Here is a 22098-nt window from a genome sequence, read left to right as displayed (position 1 = left end):
CCGTCGTCCCTTCCTCAGGTTGGACAGCGATTTAGCGCCATACTAAGCATCGGCCCGGGGGCTGTCTTGCCGGCGACTGAACCGTTTTTCCGTTAACGAGCGTGTGCGAATCAAACGTGACACAACGTACTGACATCGCGATCGTCGGTCGCGCCTGCCGGCTCCCCGGCGCGCCGAGCGTCGACGGCCTCTGGCAGCTCCTGACGGAGGCGCGCTGCGCCGTCGGCCGCATTCCCGGGGACCGCTGGTCCCTGGACCGCTTCGGGCATCCGCGGGCGCAGGAGCGCGGCAAGAGCTACACCTGGGCCGCCGGCGTCCTCGACGACATCTGGTCGTTCGACCCGGCGGTGTTCGGCATCTCGCCGCGCGAGGCCGAGCAGATGGATCCGCAGCAGCGGCTCCTGCTCGAGCTGACCTGGGAGGCGCTGGAAGATGCGGGCATGCGCTCCTCGAGCGTCGCCGGCAGCCCGATCGGCGTGTACGTCGGCGCCTCGTCGCTCGATTACGGCAACCTTCGCATCCTCGACGTGCCGTCGGGCGACGCCTACGCGGCGACCGGCAACACGCTCTCGATCCTGTCGAACCGGATCTCGTACATCTTCGACCTCAAGGGTCCGAGCTTCACCGTCGACACCGCCTGCTCGTCCTCCCTGGTCGCCCTCGACAACGCGGTCGCCGCGATCCGGTCCGGCCGCGTCGACACCGCGGTCGTGGCCGGCGTCAACGTGCTGGCGAGCCCCTTCAACTTCATCTGCTTCTCCAATGCGCAGATGCTGTCGCGCACCGGGCTGTGCCAGGCCTTCTCGGCCTCCGCCGACGGCTACGTCCGCTCGGAGGGCGGCGTGGTGCTCGTGCTGCAATCGGCGGAGGCCGCGCGGCGCGGCGGATCGACCGTGCGCGGCGTGATCGCCGCGTCCGGCGTGAACTCGGACGGGCGCACCACCGGCATCTCGCTGCCGTCGGGCTACGCGCAGGGCGCGCTGCTGGAGCAGGTCTACCGCGAGGCCGAGATCGACCTCGACGACATGGCCTTCATGGAGGCCCACGGCACCGGCACGCCGGTGGGCGACCCGATCGAGGCCTCCGCCATCGGCGGCAAGATCGGCAAGGGCCGCAAAAGCCCGCTGCCGATCGGCTCGATCAAGACCAACATCGGGCACACCGAGCCGGTCTCCGGCCTCGCCGGCCTGCTCAAGGCGAGCCTCGCCCTCGAGCACGACCTGGTGCCGCCGTCGCTGCACTCGGCCGAGCTCAACCCCGACATCCCCTTCGCCGAGATGAACCTGCACGTGGTGCAGACGGCGCTGGCGATTCCGCGCGGCGCGCGTCAGCGCTTCGCCGGCGTGAACTCCTTCGGCTTCGGCGGCACCAACGCCCACGTCGTGCTGACCGATCCGGCCCCGGTGGCCACGCCGGCCTCCGCGGCCCGCGCGCCCGAGGTGCTGCTGCTCTCGGCCCAGAGCCGCGCCGCCCTCAACGAGCTCGCCCTCGACTATGCCGATCGCTTCGACGCCGCGGGCCCTGCCGAGGCCGATCGGATCGCGGCCGGCGCCGCGCATCGTCGGGAGCGCCTGTCGTCCCGCCTCGCGATCACCCTCGACGGCAAGGCCGACATCGCCGCCGAGCTCCGTGCCATCGGCGAGGCCGAGGACTCGGCCGTCGCGCTCACCGGCACCGCGATCGACCGGGCGGCCGACGTCGCCTTCGTCTATTCCGGCAACGGCAGCCAGTGGGCCGGGATGGGCCGCGAGGCCTATGCCGAGAACGCGGTGTTCCGCGCGGCCTTCGACCGGATCGACACGCTGTTCGCCGCCTACTCGAAATGGTCGCTCAAGGCGGCTTTGGACGCCGAGGACCTCGACGAGCGCCTGGCACTGACCAGCGTCTCGCAGCCGCTGATCTTCGCGATCCAGAGCGCCTCGACCACCGCCCTCCGCGCGGCCGGCCTCGCGCCGAAATTCGTGCTCGGGCACAGCGTCGGCGAGATCGCCGCGGCGGAGGCTGCCGGGATCCTCAGCCTCGAGCAGGCGGTGAGGGTCATCTTCTACCGCAGCCATCATCAAGAGACGACGCGCGGCCAGGGCACCATGGCGGTGCTGCTGATGCCGGCCGAGGAGGTCGAGGGCTTCCTCGAGGATTACCCGACCCTCGACATCGCCGCCTACAACAGCCCCAAGGCCGTCACCGTGGCCGGGCCCGTCGCCGCGATCGACGCTGCGCTCAAGGCGCTGTCGCGCAAGCGCCGGCGCGGGCGCAAGCTCGACCTCGACTACGCCTTCCACGGCCGGTTCATGGACCCGACCGAGAAGCCGCTGCTGCGCGACCTCGCCGGCCTGAAGCCGTCGCCCGGAACCACCGCGATGGTCTCGACGGTGACCGGCGCGGTGCTCGACGGCGGCCAGTTCGGCGGCACCTACTGGTGGCGCAACATCCGCGAGCCGGTGCGCTTCTGCGAGGCGGTGCAGGAGGCGACCCGCCAGGGCGCCCGCATCTTCGTCGAGGTCGGCCCGCGCGCGACGCTGATGTCGCATATCGGCGACGCCATCGAGCCGCTCGGCATCGACAACGCCACCGTCGGCGTGATGCACAAGAAGGCCAGCGGCGGCGATCCGATCGCCCGCGCGCTGGCGGCCGCCCTGGTCCAGGGCGCGGCCGTGGACGAGCGGACCGTCTTCGGCGACGCGCCGGCCGGCGCCCTGAACCTGCCGGCCTATCCCTGGCAGCGCCGCCCCTTCCGCCTCGGCGACACCACCGAAAGCCTGGGTGCGGCGACCCCGCGCGTGTACCACCCGCTCATCGGCTCGCGCGTCCAGGTCGACGGCCTGGAATGGCACGGCTTCGCCGACATCGCCACGATCCCCGAGCTCGACGACCACCGCATCGAGGGCCAGGCGATCATGCCGGGCGCCGGCTTCGTCGAGATGGCCCTGGCCGCCGTGCGCGAGGCCCTGCGCAGCGACCACGTCGTGCTCGCCGAGTTCGAGATCCACTCCCCGATGGTGTTCGGCGAGGAGGCCCTGCGCGAGGTCGCGGTGCGGATGTCGGGCTCCGGCAACGCGGTTCAGGTCCTGAGCCGCCCGCGGCTCACCCCGTCGCCGTGGCAGCTGCATGCCTCGGCCAAGATCGTCGAAGGCACCTTCGCGCCGCCGGTGCGGCCCGACGTCGAGATGCCGTCCGAGGACGTGCTCACCGGCGACGAGCTCTACCTGCGCGCCGAGGCGGCCGGGCTCGGCTTCGGCCCGAGCTTCCGCCAGGTCGCGGCGAGCGCCCGGATCGACGACGTCACCATCGTCTCCGACCTCGTTCCCGCCGAGGCCGACCCGCGCTACGGCCTCGTGCCGGCCCGCCTCGACGCCTGCTTCCACGGGCTGATCCTGCTGTTCGCCGACCTGCTCGGCGAGAATGCCGGCAAGGCCTACATCCCGGTGCGCTTCGGCGAGGTCCGGCTGCTGCGCCCCGGCGCCGCGATCGCGCGGGCCGTCATCCGGACCCGGCGCTGCAACGAGCGCTCGATCCTGGCCGACTTCACCATCCTCGACGCCGAGGGCGAGGTCGTCGCCACCATCCGCGAGGGCCGCTTCCAGGCGCTGCGCGCCAAGGGCGGCGGCGACCTCGCCGCCTACGCGATCACGCAAGCGGCGGAACTCGCGACCGAGCCGACCGCGATCGCGATGGACCGCCGGTCGAGCATCGCCGCGCTGCTGAAGCCGGCCGCCAAGGCTGCCCGCGCCGCATCCGGCGCCCCGCTCTCGCCCGGGCATCTCCTGCTCGAGGGCTGGGCGACCTCGCTCGCCTACCGCCTCGCCTCCGGCCTGAAGCAGGGCGCCACCGTCGCGATCGACGCGCGCGTCCCGGCCGAGATGCGCTCGTGGCTCGTCAACGCGCTCTACGCCCTGGAAAGCAGCGGGCTCGCCGAGCAGGATGGCGACCTCTGGCGTCTCGGCGACGGCGACGCGCTGCCGGCGCCGACCGAGATCATGCGCTGGATCGCGGCCGACCATCCCGAGCTGTCGGCCGAGCTGGTCCTGCTGGCCGATGTCGGCGCCCTGGTCGACCGCCTGCTCGCCGGCACCCTCACCGAGGCTCCGAGCCTGCCGCAGAACGCGCTCGACGCGTTCACCCTGCGCAGCGCCACCGCCCGAGCCTCGGCCGACGTCGTCGCCGGGATCGCCGAGGCCTGCGGCGGCATGCTGCCGAAGGACCGGGCGCTCCGCCTGCTCCAGGTCGGCTTCGGGCCGTTGTCCGCCCAGGTCGCGGCCTTCGCCGAATCCGCCGAGGCGCGCCTCACGGTGTTCGACACCGACCGGCGCCTTGCGGAGCGCGCCCGCCTCGCCCTCCCCCGCGGCGTCGCGGTGATCGAGGCCGCCGAGGACCTTCCGGCCGCCGGCTTCGACCTGATCCTGGCCAGCGGCGCGTTGCATCGCGGCGAACGCGACCTGCCGCAGCGGCTGGCCAACGCGCTCGCCACCGGCGGCCTGCTGCTTGCGGTCGAGCCCGGCGCCTCGCTGTTCCGCGACCTCGTCTTCGGCCTGATCCCCGGCTGGTTCGAGGCCGGGATCGGCGACATGCCGGTCGGCCGCCTCGACGACATCCCGGGCTGGCAGCGCACCCTCAGCGCCACCGGCCTCGTCAGCGTCGCGGTCGACCGCGCCGCCTCGGTCAACGGCGACGACCTCCTGCTCGTCGCCGAAGCGCCGCCCCGCCCCGGCAAGGCCGCCGCGCAGACCTTCGCCTTCGTCATCGGCTCGGACGACGAGTTCGCCGCCGAGACCGCCTCGTCGCTCGCGACCCTGCTCGTCGCCGCCGGCGTGCACGTCTCGATCATCCTCGACTCCGAGGCCTCGCTGCTGGAGCTGGAGCGCGAGACCCCGGACACGGTGGTGTTCCTGGCCGGCGCCTTCACCCGCGGCGGCGATGCCGCGGCGCGGTTGCGCGAACGCTGCCTCAGCCTGAAGCGCTGCACCGAGCATCTCGGCGCGCGCCAGACCAAGCTCTGGGTGGTCTCGCCCGGCGCGACCCGCGACGGCGGCGGGCAGGCCGCGTCCGTCGAGGCCGGGGTCTGGGCGTTCTCGCGCACGCTGGCCAACGAGATCGCGACGCTCGACGTGCGCCGCATCGACCTCGCCCCCGAGATCGGCTCGAAGCGCGCGGCCGAGCGCCTGCGCGACCTGATCCTCTCGGGCACGCAAGAGACCGAGATCGTCCTGGACGACGACCGCACCCGGGTGATCCGCTTCCGTCCCGGTCACACGCCCAGGCGGATCGATCCCGAGGCGGTGCCGGCCGAGGCCGCCCGCCTGGAGCGCAGCAACACCGGCGGCCTCAACGAGATGGTCTGGGGGCCGGCGATCCGCCGCGCGCCGGGTGCCGGCGAGGTCGAGATCGCCGTCGAGGCGACCGGCCTGAACTTCCGCGACGTGCTCTGGGCGCTCTCGATGCTGCCCGAGGAGATCCTGGAGGACGGCTTCGCCGGCCCCCGCCTCGGCCTCGAATGCGCCGGCCGCGTCGTCGCGGTCGGTGCCGGCGTCCAGGCGTTCAAGGTCGGCGATCCGGTCGTGGCCTTCGCGCAGTCCGGCTTCTCGACCCACATCGTCGTGCCCGAGCTGGTCGTCGCGCCGTCGCCCGCCGGCCTCGATCCGATGGCGGCGGCGACCGTGCCGGTCGCCTTCCTCACCGCCTATTACGGGCTGGTCTCCTGCGCCCGGCTGCGCCGCGGCGAATGGGTGCTGGTCCACGGCGGTGCCGGCGGCGTCGGCCTCGCCGCCCTGCAGATCGCCAAGCTCAAGGGCGCCCGCGTCATCGCCACCGCCGGCTCGCGCGAGAAGCGTGCGCTGGTGAAGGCGCTCGGCGCCGAGCACGTGCTCGACTCGCGCTCGCTCGCCTTCGTCGACGATATCCGCGCGCTCACCGGCACCGGCGTCGACGTGGTCCTGAACAGCCTGTTCGGCGAGGCGATGGAGCGCTCGCTCAACGCGCTGAAGCCGTTCGGCCGGTTCATCGAGCTGGGCAAGCGCGACTATGTCGCCAACACCCATATCGGCCTGCGTCCGTTCCGGCGGAACCTGAGCTACTTCGGCGTCGACCTCGACCAGGTGCTGCAGCACCAGGGCGACGACGGCGCACGGATGTTCCGCGAGGTGATGGCGCTGTTCAACGACGGCGGCCTCAAGCCCCTGCCCTACCAGCCGTTCACCGCCGACGAGACCTCGGACGCGTTCCGGCTGATGCAGCAATCGGGACACGTCGGGAAGATCGTGATCGCGCCGCCGAAGCCCGGCCGCGTCCTCACCGCCCGCAACACGCCCTTCACGGTCTCGACCGACGGCGTCCACCTGATCACCGGCGGCCTCGGCGGCTTCGGTGGCGTGGCGGCCCGCTGGCTCGCCGTACGCGGCGCGAAGAACCTCCTCCTCGTCGGCCGCAAGGGCGCCGAGTCCGACGAGGCCAAGGCCGTCGTCGCCGACCTGACCGCCCGCGGCGTGACGGTCGCGGCCACGCCGTGCGACATCACCAACCGCGTCGCGGTGGATGCATTGCTCGCCGGGATCGAGGCGTCGGGCCGCAAGCTCGCCGGCGTGATCCATGCGGCCGCCGTGCTGCAGGACGGGCTGATCGCCAACCTGGACGCCGCCGCGCTCGACGCGGTGATCGGCCCCAAGGTGATCGGCGCCCAGAACCTCGACGCCGCGACGCGCGACCGTGCGCTCGACTACTTCGTGGTGTTCTCCTCGGCCACGACCTTCATCGGCAATCCCGGCCAGGGCGCCTACGTCGCGGCCAACGGCTTCATGGAGGGGCTGGCGCGCCAGCGCCGCCGCCGGGGGCTGCCGGCGCTGGCCGTCGCCTGGGGCGCGATCGGCGACGTCGGCATGCTCGCCCGCAACAAGACGGTGATGGAGGGGCTCGCCGGCCGCGTCGGCGTGACGCCGATGGAGGCCCGCCGCTGCCTCGACCTCATGGCCGATGCGCTGGGCGCCCAGGGCTCGGCGCCCGACGACGCGGTGCTCGCCATCGCCTCGATGCATTGGGGCAAGACGCGCGAGCGCCTCGCGACCATGCGCTCGCCGAGCTACGACGACCTCGGCTCCGACCAGCAGATGGAGGCCGGCGCTGTCGCCGCGATCAGCATCGGCACGCTGCTCAAGGGCAACGACATCGACGCGGTGCGCAAGACCGTGTCCGACGCGATCGTCGAGGACATCGCCCGCATCCTGCGCCTACCGAAGGACGACATCAGCCGCGTGCGCCAGCTCTCCGAGATCGGCCTCGACTCGCTGATGGGCGTCGAGCTCGGCGCCAGCCTGCAGGAGCGCTTCGGCCTCGATTCGCCGCCGGCGGGCCTGTCCTCTGGGATGACCGTCAACGAGCTGTCGGAGTCCTTAATTCAGGCGGTTTCGGCGCCGATGGACGAGGCCGCCGGGGTCGCCCTGAGCCTCGCTTCGAGGCACGTCGGCAGCGAGGTCGATGCGGCGGTGCTCCAGCCGTTCCAAGATCTCGTCGAGAAGAAGAGCCTCGAGAGCAAAGAGATCCTGTCATGACGCAATCGCCACGGCCGGATGGGGGGCGCGCCGCGCTCGCGGGCTTCGTGACGAACCGGCTGGGACGCAACGCGCCCCGGCCGACCGCGCTCCGCGCGCCGGAGAAGGTCGGCGATCCCTCGGTGCAGGATTTCGCGAGCCTGCCCGGCTACCGCGAGCTGCGGCTGCAGCGCTCGGCCGCCGAGCTGATCGGTCTCGACAACCCGTTCTTCCACGTCCACGAGACCAAGGCCGGCGCGACCACCCGCATCGCCGGGCGGTCCTTCGTCAACTTCTCGTCCTATGACTACCTCGGCCTCAACGGCCACCCGCGCATCTCGGATGCCGCCCGCGCGGCGATCGCCGAGTTCGGCACCTCGTCGTCGGCGAGCCGCGTCGTGGCCGGCGAGCGGCCGGGCCACCTCAGCCTGGAGAAGGCGCTGGCGGCGCATTACCAGACCGAGGCCTGCGTGGTGATGGTGAGTGGGCACGCCACCAACGTCACGACGATCGGGGCGCTGCTCGAGCCGGGCGACGTGATCTTCCACGACAACCTGATCCACAACAGCATCGTCACCGGCGCGCAGCTGTCCGGCGCCCAGCGCCGCTCCTTCGCCCACAACGACCTCGACGCGCTCGAAACCCTGCTTCAGGCGACCCGGCACGAGCACCGCCGGGCCCTGATCGTGATCGAGGGCCTCTACAGCATGGACGGCGACGCGCCGGACCTCGCCGGCTTCATCGCCCTCAAGGAGCGCTACAACGCCTGGCTGATGGTCGACGACGCCCACGGGCTCGGCGTGCTCGGCCGTACCGGTGCCGGGCTGTTCGAGCATGCCGGCATCGACCCGAAGCGCGTCGACATTTGGATGGGCACCTTCTCGAAGACGCTCTCGGCCTGCGGCGGCTACATCTGCGGCGCCTCGACGCTGATCGAGTACCTGAAGTGCACGGCCGGCGGCTTCGTCTACAGCGTCGGCATGTCCCCGCCGCTCGCGGCCGCCGCCGAGGCCGCGCTCGCGGTGATGCACGACGAGCCGGAGCGGGTCGAGCGCCTGCGCCAGAACGGCGCCCTGTTCCTCGCCTGCGCGAAGAAGCGCGGGCTCGATACCGGGACCAGCATGGGGCTCGCGGTGATCCCGGTGATCGTCGGCGATTCGCTGAAGTCGGTGACGTTGTCCGATCGGCTCTACAAGCGCGGGATCAACGTGCAGCCGATCATCCACCCGGCCGTGCCCGAGCGCGCCTCGCGCCTGCGCTTCTTCATGACCTCGGAGCACACGCCCGAGCAGATCCGCGAGACGGTCGCCGCGGTCGCCGAGGAGCTCGCCGCCATCGAGAAGGGCGGCTCGCTGATCGAGCAGCTCCTGGCCAAGCGCAGCTGACGATCCGATCAATCGAGACCGATGACGCCCGGGTTCGAAGCCCGGGCGTTTTCCGTTTCCGTGATCGATACAAGCAACGCGACCTGAATCGAGCGACTGTAGATCGTCGATCAGCAAGTCTAGGGTCGGGCGATCGGTTTTCGGTGACGAAGAGTGCTTCCGAACCTCGGCGAACGCGATGGCGATCGGCTGTCCCGAGCATTCGAGGATTGTCGGCTTTACGGTCCTTTAACCACGACCTGCAACGTTGACGAGGTCTTCCAGGGACCGCCGACGATGCTCCATTCCGACCCGCTCCTGACCCGCCCCACCCTCACCCATACCGGCCTGCTCGCGCGGGCGGTCGATGGCCTGAAGGGCGAGGCCGCCTCTCCGGCCGAGATGTGGCGCCTGCTGACCGACAACTACATCGTCGATCTCGACGCGGTCGCGGCGCTGATGCCGATCCCCGAGCCCGAGCCGGTCTGGCTCGCCGCGCGGGGCTGATGCAGCAAGATCACAGGTGCGGCCGGCCTCGCCGAGCTGGCACGACATCTGCAAACCCCACAGCGTCATCAAGAGAAACGTCACGACGAGGAACGCCCGGACAAGAAACACGCGGTGGCTCGAACGCCTGAGCACCCCGCGGACCTGTCGATCGCTCGAACACGGGGTCCGTCATGTCCGAATTGTTGTCCGTTGCCCTCGTCTGCGCCGGGACGCTGCTGGCCCAGGATTGCTCCCGCGAGACCGCGCTCGACGTGATCGTCTCGCCGGCGCGCACGCCGATGGAGTGCATCATGCACGCCCAGACCATGGCCGCCGCGGCCGGGCTGCCCGGCGGCGACCATCGCTACCTCAAGGTCTCGTGCGAGCACCGGCGTACCGAAGCCGACCCGGTGGTCGTCGTGCGCCGGGCGTCCTGAGCGCGGCTCAGCCGACCGCCGTCAGGGTGTCGCCGACCGCGAGGCTCCCGCCGGCGATCACCTCGGCATAGACGCCGCAATCGCGGTGGCCGAGACGCGCGTCGATCGCCCAGGGGATGTCGAGGTCGCGCACGCCGCTGACCGGGTCGACGTTGGTCGCTGCGCAGCGCACGGTGCGCTGGGTCAGCTTGAGGCGCAGCCCGCTCGGCGCCTCGAGCACGCGGCCGACCATCTCCAGCTCGGCCCAGGGGGCGAGCCCTTCCACGAAGAGATTGCCGCGAAAGCGCAGCGGATCGACGGGCGCGCCGACGTAATCCTCGATCGCGCGCACGCTGGCGAGGTTGATCAGCGAGACGAAGCCGATCCTGGAATCGGTGAAGCGGTATCCGGTCTGCGCCGCCGCCGCCAGCACCCGCGGCGCGCCGCGCAGGGCGTGGGGCAGCAGGCGCCGCAACAGGTCCTCGAGCGTCGCCCGGCCCTCTTCCGTGTCGAGCTTGGCCTTGACGGTCTCGCCTTCGGCCTCGACGGTGAGCGTCGCGGTGGCGTCGTCGTAGCGGGTGCGCAGGCGCGCCAGCGCCTCGTCGCGCATCAGCATCAGGTACTTCGTCTTGGGCTGATGACGCGGTGCGTTCGGATCGAAGCCCGAATCGCCGTTCTCGACCGCGTAGAGCCGATCGCCCGGGAAGTAGCCCGACGTCTCGAGGTCCGCCCGTTCCAGCGGCTCGGGGCTGAACCCCTTCACGGGGTAGCGGTAGAGGGCGGAGAGCGTCGCGGTCATGCCGGCACCGTGACCCGGATCTTCACATCGATGCAAGGGGTCTGCCCCCTCTTGTGGTGCGCAATTGCAACACCACATCCTCGGTACCGGCGGCCATCGGCGCCGGGGCCTTCCGCGGCGGTTCCTCGTCGGGAGGCGGCGTCTCGGGCCGACACCGCGCCTTCCAGGGCGGCGGAGGCCGAAGCGGTAGGAAACAAGAACGCATGAATTTCGAGAAATACACCGAGCGCGCCCGCGGCTTCGTCCAGGCTGCGCAGAACCTCGCGATGCGCGAGGGCCATCCCCAATTGCAGCCGGGCCACCTGCTCAAGGTGCTGCTCGACGATCCCGAGGGCCTGTGCGCGGGCCTGATCGACCGGGCCGGCGGCCAGTCGCGCGTCGCCCTGGCGCAGATCGAGGCGTGGCTCGCCAAGCAGCCGAAGGTCTCCGGCAACGCGAGCCAGCCGCAGGCGACGCGCGACCTGATGCGCCTGTTCGACACCGCCGAGAAGGCTGCCGAGAAGGCGGGCGATTCCTACGTCACCGTGGAGCGCCTGCTGCTCGCGCTCGCCGTCGAGAAGGACACCGAGGCCGGCAAGGCGCTCGTCTCCGCCGGCGTGACGCCGGCTTCGCTCAACGGCGCGATCAATGCCCTGCGCAAGGGCCGGACGGCCGACAACGCTTCGGCCGAGAACGCCTACGACGCCCTGAAGAAGTACGCCCGCGACCTCACCGAAGCCGCGCGCGAGGGCAAGCTCGACCCGGTGATCGGCCGCGACGAGGAGATCCGCCGCACGATCCAGGTCCTGTCCCGGCGCACCAAGAACAATCCGGTCCTCATCGGCGAGCCCGGCGTCGGCAAGACGGCGATCGTCGAGGGTCTGGCCCTGCGCATCGTTAACGGCGACGTGCCCGAGAGCCTGAAGGAGAAGAGCCTTCTCGCCCTCGACCTCGGCGCGCTCATCGCCGGGGCGAAGTTCCGCGGCGAGTTCGAGGAGCGGCTGAAGGCCGTGCTGTCCGAGGTTACCGCGGCTGCGGGCGGCATCATCCTGTTCATCGACGAGATGCACACCCTGGTCGGCGCCGGAAAGGCCGACGGGGCGATGGACGCCTCGAACCTGCTGAAGCCGGCGCTGGCCCGCGGCGAGCTGCACTGCGTCGGGGCGACCACGCTCGACGAGTACCGCAAACATGTCGAGAAGGACGCCGCGCTGGCCCGCCGCTTCCAGCCGGTCTTCGTCTCGGAGCCCACCGTGGAAGATACGGTCTCGATCCTGCGCGGGATCAAGGAGAAGTACGAGCAGCACCACGGCGTCCGCATCCAGGATTCCGCCTTGGTCGCGGCCGCGACGCTGTCGAACCGCTACATCACCGACCGCTTCCTGCCCGACAAGGCGATCGACCTCATGGACGAGGCCGGCTCGCGCCTGCGCATGCAGGTCGATTCGAAGCCCGAGGAGCTGGACAACCTCGACCGCGAGATCGTGCGCCTGAAGATCGAGGGCGAGGCGCTGAAGAAGGAAACCGATTCGGCCTCCCGCGACCGTCTGGCCCGGCTCGAGAAGGAGCTTGCCGACCTCGAGGAGCAGTCCGCCACCATCACCTCGCGCTGGAAGGCGGAGAAGGACAAGCTCGGCGCCGCCGCCGAGCTCAAGAAGAAGCTCGACGAGGCGCGCAACGAGCTGGCCTCCGCCCAGCGCCAGGGGCAGTACCAGCGCGCGGGCGAGCTTGCCTACGGCGTGATCCCGGGGCTGGAGAAGCGGCTTGCCGAGATCGAGGCCGCGGCCGAGAGCGCGGTCGCGCGCGACGGCATGGTCGAGGAGGCTGTGACGCCGGCCCACATCGCGGGCGTGGTCTCGCGCTGGACCGGCGTGCCGGTGGACAAGATGCTGGAGGGCGAGCGCGACAAGCTGCTCGCGATGGAGGACGCGATCGGCAGGCGCGTCGTCGGCCAGCGCGAAGCGGTGGAAGCGGTCTCGACCGCGGTGCGCCGCGCGCGCGCCGGCCTGCAGGACCCGAACCGGCCGATCGGCTCGTTCATGTTCCTCGGGCCGACCGGCGTCGGCAAGACCGAGCTGACCAAGGCGCTCGCCGGCTTCCTGTTCGACGACGACACCGCTTTGGTGCGCATCGACATGTCGGAATACATGGAGAAGCACTCCGTGGCCCGGCTGATCGGCGCGCCCCCCGGCTATGTCGGCTACGAGGAGGGCGGCGCGCTGACCGAGGCGGTGCGGCGCCGGCCGTATCAGGTCGTGCTGTTCGACGAAATCGAGAAGGCGCATCCGGACGTGTTCAACGTCCTGCTGCAGGTTCTCGACGACGGGCGCCTGACCGACGGGCAGGGCCGGACGGTCGACTTCCGCAACACGCTGCTGATCATGACCTCGAACCTCGGGGCCGAGTATCTGGTGGCGCAGAGCGAGGGCGAGGACACCGATGCGGTGCGGGACGACGTGATGGGCGTGGTGCGAAGCCACTTCCGGCCGGAGTTCCTGAATCGGATCGACGAGATCATCCTGTTCCACCGGCTCAAGCGGGCGGAGATGGGCGCCATCGTCGACATCCAGCTCGTCCGCCTCCAGAAGCTGCTGGAGGAGCGCAAGATCGTCCTCGACGTCGACGCCGAGGCGCGCGCCTGGCTCGCCGACCGCGGCTACGACCCGGCCTACGGGGCGCGGCCGTTGAAGCGGGTGATCCAGAAGACGGTGCAGGACCCGCTGGCGGAGCTGCTGCTGTCGGGCAAGATCCACGACGGCGAGAGCGTGCCGGTGGCGGTGGGGCCGGACGGCCTCGTCATCGCCGGCACCGCGACAGCGCCGCGGCGGCGGCCGGCCAACGTGACGCTGAACTAACCTCGCGCGGCGCATCGGTTTCGAACCGGTGCGCCGCAGTTCTCGTGAAACGCTGCGCTCAGCGCACGACGACGTGGTATCGCTGCCGCAATGGATTGCCGAGCGGCCCGATGTACTCGACGGTGAAGCTGTCCTCACCGACCGTTCCCGGCGCGGTGCTGTAGATCAGCTGCGTCGCCGGCACCTTCCGCGTGTTGCACAGCGATCGCGGATTGTAGAAGCCGAAGCTCGGATATTCCCGGCCCTGACGGACCGTGACGCTGTCGAGCCGCGGCGGATCGATGAGGCCGAGCGACCCGGCGCCCATCGAGTGGCAGGCCGGATCGAGGTAAATGCGCCAACCGATCTTCTGGCTCTGGCCGGACGCGACGACGCGCTCCTGGTCAGCCAGGAATTGTGCGTAGGCGATATGTGAAGACACGCCAAGGTAAAAAGTCGCCAGAAGAAATGCAATTACGCGTTTCATCTTGAGTCTCCGAATTGAAACCGCAATCACATCGCACGACATTATGGTTATTGAGAAGCCCATGACATCGGGAGCTTCGTGACATCCGCGATCCCAGCGTAGAGAGAAATGCGACGCCGGCAGGCGGAGTGGTGCGGGGCGGCAAACCGTGCATTCTGGCCGTCGGCGACGCGCGCGCCGTCCGCGGCGCTTCTGGCCTTCCACCGACGGAACGATCCGGCTGACATGCTGACCTACGCCATCGGCGACATCCACGGCTGCGCCGACCTCCTCGACGCCCTCCTCGCCCGCATCGAGGCCCATGCGGCGGGCGAGCCCCATCGCCTCGTCTTCCTGGGCGACTACATCGACCGTGGCCCGGACAGCGCGCGGGTGCTGCAGACGGTCAGCCGCCTGCACTGGAGCGATCCCGGGCGCGTCGCCTGCCTGATGGGCAACCACGAGGCGATGCTGCTCTCCGCACTGACGACCCCGGGGGCCGACGCGCTGTGGCTGCGCAACGGCGGCGCGGAGACGCTGGCCTCGTTCGGCGTGGACGAGGCGGCCGCGATCCCCGGCGACGTGCTCGACTGGATCGAAGGGCTGCAGACGGTCCACGCGGATGCCCGCCGCTGGTTCGTCCATGCCGGCTTCAGGCCGGGGTCCGACCCGGAGACCGCCGAGGTGCAGGACCGCCTCTGGATCCGCGAGCCGTTCCTCGCCGAGGATCACGATTTCGGCCGCCACGTCGTCCACGGCCACACGCCGCAGACCGGCGGCAACCCGGAGGTTCGCCGGTTCCGGACCAACCTCGACACGGGCGCCGTCTATGGCGGAGCGTTGACCGCGGGCGTGTTCTCGGATGCGCAGGGGCCGGCGCTGACGTTTTTGCAGGTCCGGGCGGACTGACCGGCTCCGACCTGCGCCATGCGAAGCGATCGGCCGAGTCGTCCCAAACCCCCGATCATCGGGGAGCCACGACCCGCGCCGGGTTGCCGACCACCGTCGCGCCGGCCGGCACGTCCCGCGTCACGACGGCGCCGGCACCGATGATCGCGTCGTCGCCCACCGTCACGCCCGGCAGGATCAGGGCGGCCCCGCCGATCCAGACGTTGGCGCCGATCGCGATCGGGCGACCGAACTCGAGGCCGGACCGGCGCGCCTCGGGATCGCGCGGGTGGTCCGCGGTGAGGATCTGGACGCCCGGCCCGATCTGCGTGCACGCACCGATCGTCACCGCGACCACGTCGAGGATCACGCAGCCGAAGTTGAGGAACGCCTCCGGGCCGAGCGTGATGTTGTAGCCGTAGTCGCAATGGAATGGCGGCCGGATCACCGCCTTCGGGCCGACGCCGCCGAGATGGGCGGCCAGCAGCGCGTGCCGCTCCGCCGACGGCAGCGCCAGCGTGGTGTTGTAGTGCGCGAGCCACGCCATGTTGGCGGCGGCATCCCGTCGAAGCTCGGGATCGCCCGCGCGGTAGAGCGCGCCCGCGAGCATCTTCTGTTTCTCGGATCCCGACATCGGGCCTCGTCGTCACCGTGGGCGTAGAGAGCGGTCGTCGAAGCCGCGCCTGTCCCGGCAGGGGCTCAACGCCTGGCCGGGATGAACGCCGCGATCGCCCCCAGGGTCCAGCCCGCCATCAACAGGATGCCGCCCGACGGCGCGGCCATCGGGAACAGCGGCTGCCCGGCAAGCGCGCGGAGCGCGAGGTCACCGGAGAACAGCGCGAGGCCCAGCACAAGCGCCCAGGCGGCGATCCGGGTGGCGATCGCATGGGTCAGGCCGGCGGCGGCGAGTCCGGCGAGGGCCAGGATCGCGGGGGCATGGAACAGCAGGAACTGCGCCGCGGTCTTGAGGCTGTCCGCCCCCGGGATGTGGGCGGCCGCGGCGCTGGCCGCGACGCCGAGCCCGCCGGCGAGGCAGGCCAGGGCGACGAGGGCACGATCCTGAACGGCAAGCATCAGGCGCCGCGCTCGGCCATCAGCCGGGCCACTGCGGCGCGGAGCTCGGGCACGCCGCGGTCGTCGCGGCTCGAGGTCAGCAGGATCTGCGGATAGGCCGCCGGACGCCGGGCGAGCGCGGCCTGGATGCCGGCGATGCGCGCGTCGATCTCGGACTTCTTCAGGGCGTCGCCCTTGGTCAGCACGATCTGGTAGCTCACGGCGGCCTTGTCGAGCCCGTCGAGCACGTCGGTGTCGATGCCCTTCAGCCCATGGCGGGAATCGATCAGCATGAAGACCCGCGCGAGGTTGGCGCGGCCCTTGAGGTAGGCGTGGATCAGGTCGGTCCAGGCCTCGACCTTCTCCTTGCCGACCGCGGCGTAGCCGTAGCCCGGCATGTCGACCAGCGTCAGGCGCTCGCCGATCCGGAAGAAGTTGAGCTGCTGGGTCCGCCCCGGCGTGTGCGAGGTGCGGGCCAGCGTGTTGCGCCCGGTCAGCGCGTTGACGAGGCTCGACTTGCCGACGTTCGAGCGGCCGGCGAAGGCGATCTCGACGCCGTCCATCGCCGGCAGCGTCCCGAGCGAGGGCGCCGCCGCGACGAAGTCGGCGGCGCCTGCGAACAGCAGGCGGCCGCTCTCGGCGAGCGCCGCATCTTCCTGCTCCTGCTGTGTCACGTCAGCTCTTCGCAGGCGCGGTCTTGCCGCCGCGCTTGAACGTGTTCCGCAGGTTGTCCCACAGCTCCACCTTCACGCCGTTGCGGCGCATGATGACGTATTGCTGCGTCACCGAGAGGGTGTTGTTCCAGGCCCAGTAGATCACCAGGCCGGCCGGGAACGAGCCGAGCATGAAGGTGAAGACGATCGGCATGAAGGTGAAGATCTGCGCCTGCACCGGGTCCGGCGGGGCGGGGTTCATCTTCATCTGCACGAACATCGTCACGCCCATGATGATCGGCCAGATGCCGAGATGGACAAAGTCCGGCGCCGCGAACGGCAGCAGGCCGAACAGGTTGACGATGCTGGTCGGATCGGGCGCGGCGAGGTCCTGGATCCAGCCGAAGAACGGCGCGTGACGCATCTCGATGGTGATGAACAGGACCTTGTACAGCGCGAAGAAGACCGGGATCTGCACCAGCACCGGCCAGCAGCCGGCGACGGGGTTGATCTTCTCCTTCTTGTACAGCTCCATCATCGCCTGTTGCTGCTTCATCTTATCGTCTTTGTACCGCTCCCGGATGGAGGTCATCTCAGGCTGCACGGCCTTCATCTTGGCCATGGAGACGTAGGAGCGGTTGGCGATCGGCAGGAACAGCAGCTTGAGGCAGAAGGTCACGATCAGGATCGCGACGCCGAAATTGCCGAAGAGGTGGAAGAAGAAGTCCAGCGCCCGGAACATCGGCTTGGTGATGAAGTGGAACCAGCCCCAGTCGATCATCAGGTCGAACTGCTTGATGCCGAGGTTCTTCTCGTAGCCGTTGATCGTGTTGACCTCCTTGGCGCCGGCGAACAGGCGCTGGGTGGTCGAAGCGGTGGCGCCCGGCTCGATGCTGCGGCCGTCGCCGCGCACGCTCGCCTGGTAGATCTTGGTCGCGCCGTCGGTGCGCTCGGTGAACGCGCCGGTATAGGACATCGTCTGGTCGGGGATCGCGGCCGCGGCCCAATACTTGTCGGTGATGCCGACGAAGCCGCCGGTGACGTTCGCCCAGGCCTTGCCCTTCGTGGCGGCCCCGCCGTAGGCCGGCTCCTTGGCGAGGTGATCGTAGGTGTATTCCTGCAGGCCGTCGCCGCCAAGCACGCCGATCATGCCCTCGTGCAGCACGTAGTAGCCCTGGGTGTGCGGCTTACCCCAGCGCGAGACGAGGCTGTAGGGATAGAGCGTGACGGCGTTCGCGCCCTTGTTCTCGACCTCGTCGCGGACCGTGAACATGTACTTGTCGTCGACGGCGAGGATGCGCTTGAACACCAGCCCCGCGCCGTTGTCCCACGACAGCGTCACCGGCATGTTCACGCCGAGCGTCTGGCCGTCGGCGGTCCAGACGGTGTCGTTGGTCGGAAGCGGGCCCGCGGCGGCGCCGACCCAGCCGAACTCGGCGTAGTACGGCGCTTCCGTCCCGGCCGGCGACAGCAGCACGATCTCCGGGCTCTTGTCGTCCACGGTCTCGTGGTAGTTCTTCAGCGCGATGTCGTCGATGCGGCCGCCCTTGAGCGCGATCGACCCGGCCAGCGCCGGGGTCTCGATCTTGATGCGCGGCGAGCGGGCGAGCGCCTCGGTGCGGCCGATCGGGCCGGTGGCGGCGTTGGGCAGCGTGCCGGCGACGGGGGCGGCCGGGCCGCCCTCCTTCGGGCTCGGCGAGGGCACGCCGTCCGGCGTCACGCCGGGGCTCTGCTGGGCCGCCTGGTTCTGGATGTTGGCCTGGCGCTGCTGCTCGACCCGCGGCGCGGCGACGAAGTAGTTCCACCCGAGCAGCACGACCAGCGACAGGGCGATGGCCACGAACATATTCGTCTTGTCATTGCCCATCGGGGCCACCGTCGCACGCGTTCGAGGTTGCTGAGGGCGCACGGGCTGGTGCCGCTGCGCGATCGGATCTTTGGGGCGTCCCTTCCCGGCATGGCGCCGGCCCCTTGCCGCGGCCCTTCGCGGATCCCGGCTTGCCGGAGCGCGACGGACGGGCGCGCTCGCTCGGCCCGCGGGGCTTGGCCACCGCGGGGATCGCCCGGCGCAGGTCGTCTTTGAGGATGTCGAACGCGGCGTCGATCGCCGGGCGACGGGCGATCAGCACGACGTCGGCCGCGACCGCGGCGAACTCGGGCCCGAGTTCGGCGACCGCGGCGCGAAGGCGCCGGCGGATGCGGTTGCGCTCGGTGGCATGGCCGACCCGCTTGGTGATCGTGAAGCCGAGATGGAGCCCGGCGATCGATTCGCCGTCCCGGGTCTCGCCCGCTTCGCGCACGCGGCCCTGCGCCGTCAGGCGCTCGGTGTGGAAGCGGCGCCCGTCGGCCGCCGCCAGGAAGTCCGGCCGCCGCCTCAGCCGCGCGACCGCCGCGCGATCCGTCGTCGGCAGATCCTTCGTCGGCAAGTCGGTCGCAGGCAAGTCGGTCATAGGCATGGGAAGCTCGGCCTCGCTCACGCCTCGGGCACCCTCCGCGCCGCGATGGGCGGCGCGACGGTCACGCTCAGGCCGAGAGCTTCTTGCGGCCGTGCGCGCGACGACGGGCGATGACCTTGCGGCCGCCGGCGGTCGCCATGCGGGCGCGGAAACCGTGACGGCGCTTCCGGACGAGGCGGCTCGGCTGGTAGGTTCTTTTCATGGCTCTTCAAGCCTCCAAAGGTCGAGGCGCGCTCGCGGGCGGCTGACGCCGCACCCGACCTTCACGCGTCTTTGAATTGTGAATGCACGTGCGGACGGCGCCCGAACGGAGCGCCATCGCGACTGCGCGGCTTATGGCGGATGGGATTTACCGAGTCAACGTTTTGGCGGGCCTCCGATGCCGCCGCGCGCGTCAGTGACCCTCGAATTCCATCAGGGTCCGCACGGGCACGTCGAGGTCGCGCAGCTTCTGCGCACCGCCGATCTCGGGCAGGTCGATCACGAAGCAGGCGGCCACCACCTCGGCCCCGATCTGGCGGAGCAGGTTCACCGCCGCCGTCGCGGTCCCGCCGGTGGCGATCAGGTCGTCCACGAGCAGCACCCGGTCGCCCGGCTTGATCGCGTCGACGTGGATCTCCAGCTCGTCGGTGCCGTATTCGAGAGTGTAGGCGATCGACACCGTCTTGTGGGGCAGCTTGCCCTTCTTGCGCACCGGCACGAAGCCCGCCGAGAGCTGGTGCGCGACCGCCCCGCCGAGGATGAAGCCGCGCGCCTCGATGCCGGCGACCTGATCGATCCGCCCGCCCGCGAACGGATGCACCAGAGCGTCCACCGCCCGGCGGAAGGCGCGCGGGTCGCTGAGCAGCGTGGTGATGTCCCGGAACACGATGCCGGGCTTCGGATAGTCGGGGATCGAGCGGATCGATTCCTTCAGGGCGATGTGGCGGCGTTCCATGCCGGGCGGGCCTTCCTCGTGGTGATCGGCGGCTTAGAGCAGATGGCGCGCACCCTGGCCAGTTCGGCGCTCAGCCGTTGACCTTGCGCAGGATCGCGACGAGCTCCCGGTGCAGGCCCTCGTTGCCGCAGGCCACCGACTTCGCGGCGAGGGGCTCCGAGGCGCCGTCGGCCGAGGTGACGAAGCCGCCGGCCTCGCGCACCAGGATGATGCCGGCGGCGATGTCCCAGGTCTGCAGGTCGCGCTCCCAGTACAGGTCGAGGCGGCCGCAGGCGACGTAGGCGAGGTCGAGGGCCGCCGAGCCCATCCGGCGGGTGCCGCCGGAGACCGCCATCACCGCGGCGACCTCGCGCAGCAGGCGAGGATGGTTGCCGCGGCCGAGATAGGGCGTGCCGTAGGCGCTCAGCGCGTCGGCCATGTCGACCCGGCCCGAGACGCGCAGGCGCCGGTTGTTGAGGTAGGCGCCCTTGCCGCGCTCGGCCACGAACAGCTCGTCCTTGACCGGATCGTAGATCACCCCGGCGACCACCTGGCCCTCGCGCTCGAGCCCGACCGAGATCGCGAAGTGCGGGATGCCGTGCAGGAAGTTCGAGGTGCCGTCGAGCGGATCGACGTGCCAGACATGGCTCTTGTCGGTGCCCTCGACGATGCCGGATTCCTCGAGAACCATGCCGTAGCCCGGCCGCGCCTTCGTCAGCGCGTCGCGCAGCACCTCCTCGGCCTTGCGGTCGGCCGCCGAGACGAAGTCGCCGGGGCCTTTTCGCGAGACCTGAAGGTTCTCGATCTCGCCGTAGTCGCGCCGCAGCCCCCGCGAGGCCTTGCGCACGGCATCGACCATCACGGTCATCAGGGGAGAGGAGATCATCGGGGAGCCTCGAGCGTTCGCGCGTCGTTTGACGCCGCGTTAAACGCTCTCGGGCGCAGAATCGAGGGCCGGGCGGGGTATGCCTGTCATCCGCGCACGGGCCGGTCCGGCGCCGCATTCAATTCGGGTTGGCAATCGAGGAGCGGTGATCGAGGCGATGCGATGTCGTCACTGACCCCCATCGTGCTGCTTCACGGGCTTGGGCGGACGCCGAGGAGCATGGCCCGGCTGGCGCGGCGCCTCGAAGCGCTGGGCCATCAAACGCTCATCCCGGGCTATCCCTCGCAGAGCCGCGGGGTTCATGCGTGTGCGACGGGCCTCGAGCCTGTGGTCGAGGCTTTCCGGCAGCGTACCGGTCGAGCCATCGCGTTCGTCACCCATTCGATGGGCGGACTCGTGGCGCGCTGCCTCGCGACGGATCCGAATGACTCTCGGGCTATCGTGATGTTGGCGCCGCCGAACAGAGGCAGCGAAGTGGCCGATCACCTGTTCCGGTATCGTCTCGCGCGGGCGATGCTTGGTCCGGCACTCGCCGACCTGAGATCAGGCGTGCCCGACAAGCTGCCGATCCCACCCTGTTCGGTCGGGATCATCGCCGGCACGCGGGCTTGGTTGCCGTTCACGGGACGTGTCATTGCTGGCCCGCACGACGGCTTGGTTGGTCTCGCCCGCACGCGCATCGCCGGACCGCACGACAGGATTGTCGTGGATGCCGCGCATACGCTGCTGATGAACCATCCGGACGTGTTCGAGGCGACGGGCGCCTTCCTGAGGGACGGCCGCTTCCCGGACCATCTGCATGATCTGCCGGACGACGTCATTGGCCCGGCACGGTAGGCGCCATCGCCGCTTCGCCGTCCAGCTTGTCCCGGCACGCGACGGTTCCCGTCCAAGCGAAGATCCGAGGCGATCGCGTTGGCCGAGGCCTTCTCGCCCTTCCGGTGCTCGCTGTGGTGACGCGTCACGGTGCCGTGTTCGGCGTCGGCCCCGACCGACGGTCTGGCTGCCGGGCGGCATCAGCACCGACCATTATCGTCATGACGAGGGCGCAATCGCCGTGCGCCGCTCGAATCGAGCCTTATGCTCGCAACGCCATCGCTGGCGCCGCCGGAGGGGATGGATCCCAATCAGGCGATGATGCCGGAGCATAGTGACTGAAGCTCATGGCCACCGTAGCGCGACCGCCAGCCAGCAAGTGCAGCCGTCGATCATATCCGATCATGCCAGAAAGCGGCACCATGGCGTTGATGACGTTCGCGTTGCCGCGCATGTCCTGGCCCTGGATCTGGCCGCGGCGGGAGTTGAGATCGCCGATCACCGAGCCGGTATACTCCTCCGGCGAGACGACCTCGACCTTCATCACCGGCTCGAGCAGCACGGAG

Annotated in this window: 17 protein-coding genes and 1 pseudogene; 7 read left to right on the top strand and 11 right to left on the bottom strand. The window is 70.4% G+C overall.

All coding sequences use genetic code 11. The features are described from left to right. Positions 1-116: 116 nt before the first annotated feature. The 4 genes from MKK64_RS05070 (at position 117) to MKK64_RS05055 (ending at position 9807) form a co-directional block, all read left to right on the top strand. On the top strand, positions 117-7538 hold the full coding sequence (locus MKK64_RS05070; protein ID WP_243932512.1) for a type I polyketide synthase: 7422 nt from the start codon (positions 117-119) through the stop codon (positions 7536-7538). Beyond that, a complete protein-coding gene (locus tag MKK64_RS05065) occupies positions 7535-8902 on the top strand; it encodes an aminotransferase class I/II-fold pyridoxal phosphate-dependent enzyme (RefSeq protein ID WP_147842541.1) in 1368 nt (455 codons plus the stop codon). Before MKK64_RS05070 ends, MKK64_RS05065 begins: the two co-directional genes overlap by 4 nt. 276 nt (positions 8903-9178) lie before the next feature. Next, entirely contained in the window at positions 9179-9388 is a 210-nt protein-coding gene (locus MKK64_RS05060) for a hypothetical protein (protein WP_147725883.1), read from the top strand. A 173-nt stretch (positions 9389-9561) separates the two neighbouring features. Beyond that, positions 9562-9807, top strand: a complete 246-nt coding sequence (locus tag MKK64_RS05055) for a hypothetical protein (RefSeq protein ID WP_147725882.1) — start codon at positions 9562-9564, stop codon at positions 9805-9807. Between the two features lie 7 nt (positions 9808-9814). Here the strand turns inward: MKK64_RS05055 and MKK64_RS05050 are convergent, their stop codons facing one another. Then, the gene (locus tag MKK64_RS05050; RefSeq protein ID WP_243932511.1) at positions 9815-10585 is read right to left on the bottom strand and encodes an MOSC domain-containing protein; all 771 of its coding nucleotides are present in this window, start codon (positions 10583-10585) and stop codon (positions 9815-9817) included. 203 nt (positions 10586-10788) lie between these two features. Between MKK64_RS05050 and clpB the strand changes: the two genes are divergently transcribed. Further along, the gene (gene clpB, locus MKK64_RS05045; RefSeq protein ID WP_243932510.1) at positions 10789-13419 is read left to right on the top strand and encodes an ATP-dependent chaperone ClpB; all 2631 of its coding nucleotides are present in this window, start codon (positions 10789-10791) and stop codon (positions 13417-13419) included. A 58-nt stretch (positions 13420-13477) separates the two neighbouring features. Here clpB and MKK64_RS05040 read toward each other — a convergent pair whose 3' ends face one another. Next, positions 13478-13885 (bottom strand): hypothetical protein, encoded by a 408-nt coding sequence (locus tag MKK64_RS05040; RefSeq protein ID WP_243932509.1) that lies wholly within the window; start codon positions 13883-13885, stop codon positions 13478-13480. A gap of 225 nt (positions 13886-14110) precedes the next feature. On the opposite strand from MKK64_RS05040, the gene MKK64_RS05035 reads away from it, so the two are divergent. Beyond that, complete coding sequence (locus tag MKK64_RS05035) at positions 14111-14773, top strand: metallophosphoesterase family protein (RefSeq protein ID WP_243932508.1); 663 nt, start codon at positions 14111-14113, stop codon at positions 14771-14773. A gap of 55 nt (positions 14774-14828) precedes the next feature. On the opposite strand, the gene MKK64_RS05030 is transcribed toward MKK64_RS05035, so the two are convergent. From MKK64_RS05030 to MKK64_RS04995, 8 genes are all read right to left on the bottom strand, one after another. Continuing rightward, positions 14829-15386 carry a sugar O-acetyltransferase gene (locus MKK64_RS05030; protein ID WP_243932507.1) on the bottom strand — a complete coding sequence of 186 codons (558 nt, stop codon included), beginning with the start codon at positions 15384-15386 and terminating at the stop codon, positions 14829-14831. A 65-nt stretch (positions 15387-15451) separates the two neighbouring features. Then, positions 15452-15826 (bottom strand): DUF423 domain-containing protein, encoded by a 375-nt coding sequence (locus MKK64_RS05025; protein ID WP_243932506.1) that lies wholly within the window; start codon positions 15824-15826, stop codon positions 15452-15454. Beyond that, entirely contained in the window at positions 15826-16479 is a 654-nt protein-coding gene (gene yihA / locus MKK64_RS05020) for a ribosome biogenesis GTP-binding protein YihA/YsxC (RefSeq protein WP_147750177.1), read from the bottom strand. Before yihA ends, MKK64_RS05025 begins: the two co-directional genes overlap by 1 nt. Before the next feature lies 1 nt (position 16480). After that, complete coding sequence (yidC, locus tag MKK64_RS05015) at positions 16481-18325, bottom strand: membrane protein insertase YidC (protein WP_243932505.1); 1845 nt, start codon at positions 18323-18325, stop codon at positions 16481-16483. Next, on the bottom strand, positions 18315-18908 hold the full coding sequence (gene rnpA, locus MKK64_RS05010; RefSeq protein WP_243932504.1) for a ribonuclease P protein component: 594 nt from the start codon (positions 18906-18908) through the stop codon (positions 18315-18317). The genes yidC and rnpA overlap by 11 nt, the downstream gene beginning before the upstream one ends. 73 nt (positions 18909-18981) lie before the next feature. Beyond that, entirely contained in the window at positions 18982-19116 is a 135-nt protein-coding gene (gene rpmH / locus MKK64_RS05005) for a 50S ribosomal protein L34 (RefSeq protein WP_082643292.1), read from the bottom strand. 192 nt (positions 19117-19308) lie between these two features. Next, positions 19309-19851 (bottom strand): adenine phosphoribosyltransferase, encoded by a 543-nt coding sequence (locus tag MKK64_RS05000; protein ID WP_147725873.1) that lies wholly within the window; start codon positions 19849-19851, stop codon positions 19309-19311. Between the two features lie 70 nt (positions 19852-19921). Further along, positions 19922-20716, bottom strand: coding sequence for an inositol monophosphatase family protein (locus tag MKK64_RS04995; RefSeq protein WP_147725872.1), 795 nt, complete (start codon positions 20714-20716; stop codon positions 19922-19924). A gap of 162 nt (positions 20717-20878) precedes the next feature. Between MKK64_RS04995 and MKK64_RS04990 the strand changes: the two genes are divergently transcribed. After that, positions 20879-21553 (top strand): alpha/beta fold hydrolase, encoded by a 675-nt coding sequence (locus tag MKK64_RS04990; RefSeq protein WP_243932503.1) that lies wholly within the window; start codon positions 20879-20881, stop codon positions 21551-21553. 241 nt (positions 21554-21794) lie between these two features. On the opposite strand, the pseudogene MKK64_RS04980 reads toward MKK64_RS04990, so the two are convergent. Further along, positions 21795-22098 (bottom strand): annotated as a pseudogene (locus tag MKK64_RS04980) (hypothetical protein); the annotation flags it as partial.

This window comes from Methylobacterium sp. E-025 (genome assembly GCF_022829705.1).
Classification (GTDB): Bacteria; Pseudomonadota; Alphaproteobacteria; order Rhizobiales; family Beijerinckiaceae; genus Methylobacterium.
Note: the sequence above shows the minus strand (reverse complement) of the source record. Positions and strands in the feature narration are given on the sequence as shown.

Coding starts and splice junctions, on each gene's coding strand:
- MKK64_RS04990 (WP_243932503.1), top strand. CDS start 20,879: ATGTCGTCACTGACCCCCATCGTGCTGCTTCACGGGCTTGGGCGGACG.
- MKK64_RS05025 (WP_243932506.1), bottom strand. CDS start 15,826: ATGCTTGCCGTTCAGGATCGTGCCCTCGTCGCCCTGGCCTGCCTCGCC.
- yidC (WP_243932505.1), bottom strand. CDS start 18,325: ATGGGCAATGACAAGACGAATATGTTCGTGGCCATCGCCCTGTCGCTG.
- MKK64_RS05050 (WP_243932511.1), bottom strand. CDS start 10,585: ATGACCGCGACGCTCTCCGCCCTCTACCGCTACCCCGTGAAGGGGTTC.
- MKK64_RS05065 (WP_147842541.1), top strand. CDS start 7,535: ATGACGCAATCGCCACGGCCGGATGGGGGGCGCGCCGCGCTCGCGGGC.
- MKK64_RS05035 (WP_243932508.1), top strand. CDS start 14,111: ATGCTGACCTACGCCATCGGCGACATCCACGGCTGCGCCGACCTCCTC.
- rpmH (WP_082643292.1), bottom strand. CDS start 19,116: ATGAAAAGAACCTACCAGCCGAGCCGCCTCGTCCGGAAGCGCCGTCAC.
- MKK64_RS05060 (WP_147725883.1), top strand. CDS start 9,179: ATGCTCCATTCCGACCCGCTCCTGACCCGCCCCACCCTCACCCATACC.
- rnpA (WP_243932504.1), bottom strand. CDS start 18,908: ATGACCGACTTGCCTGCGACCGACTTGCCGACGAAGGATCTGCCGACG.
- clpB (WP_243932510.1), top strand. CDS start 10,789: ATGAATTTCGAGAAATACACCGAGCGCGCCCGCGGCTTCGTCCAGGCT.
- MKK64_RS04995 (WP_147725872.1), bottom strand. CDS start 20,716: ATGATCTCCTCTCCCCTGATGACCGTGATGGTCGATGCCGTGCGCAAG.
- MKK64_RS05040 (WP_243932509.1), bottom strand. CDS start 13,885: ATGAAACGCGTAATTGCATTTCTTCTGGCGACTTTTTACCTTGGCGTG.
- MKK64_RS05055 (WP_147725882.1), top strand. CDS start 9,562: ATGTCCGAATTGTTGTCCGTTGCCCTCGTCTGCGCCGGGACGCTGCTG.
- MKK64_RS05030 (WP_243932507.1), bottom strand. CDS start 15,386: ATGTCGGGATCCGAGAAACAGAAGATGCTCGCGGGCGCGCTCTACCGC.
- MKK64_RS05000 (WP_147725873.1), bottom strand. CDS start 19,851: ATGGAACGCCGCCACATCGCCCTGAAGGAATCGATCCGCTCGATCCCC.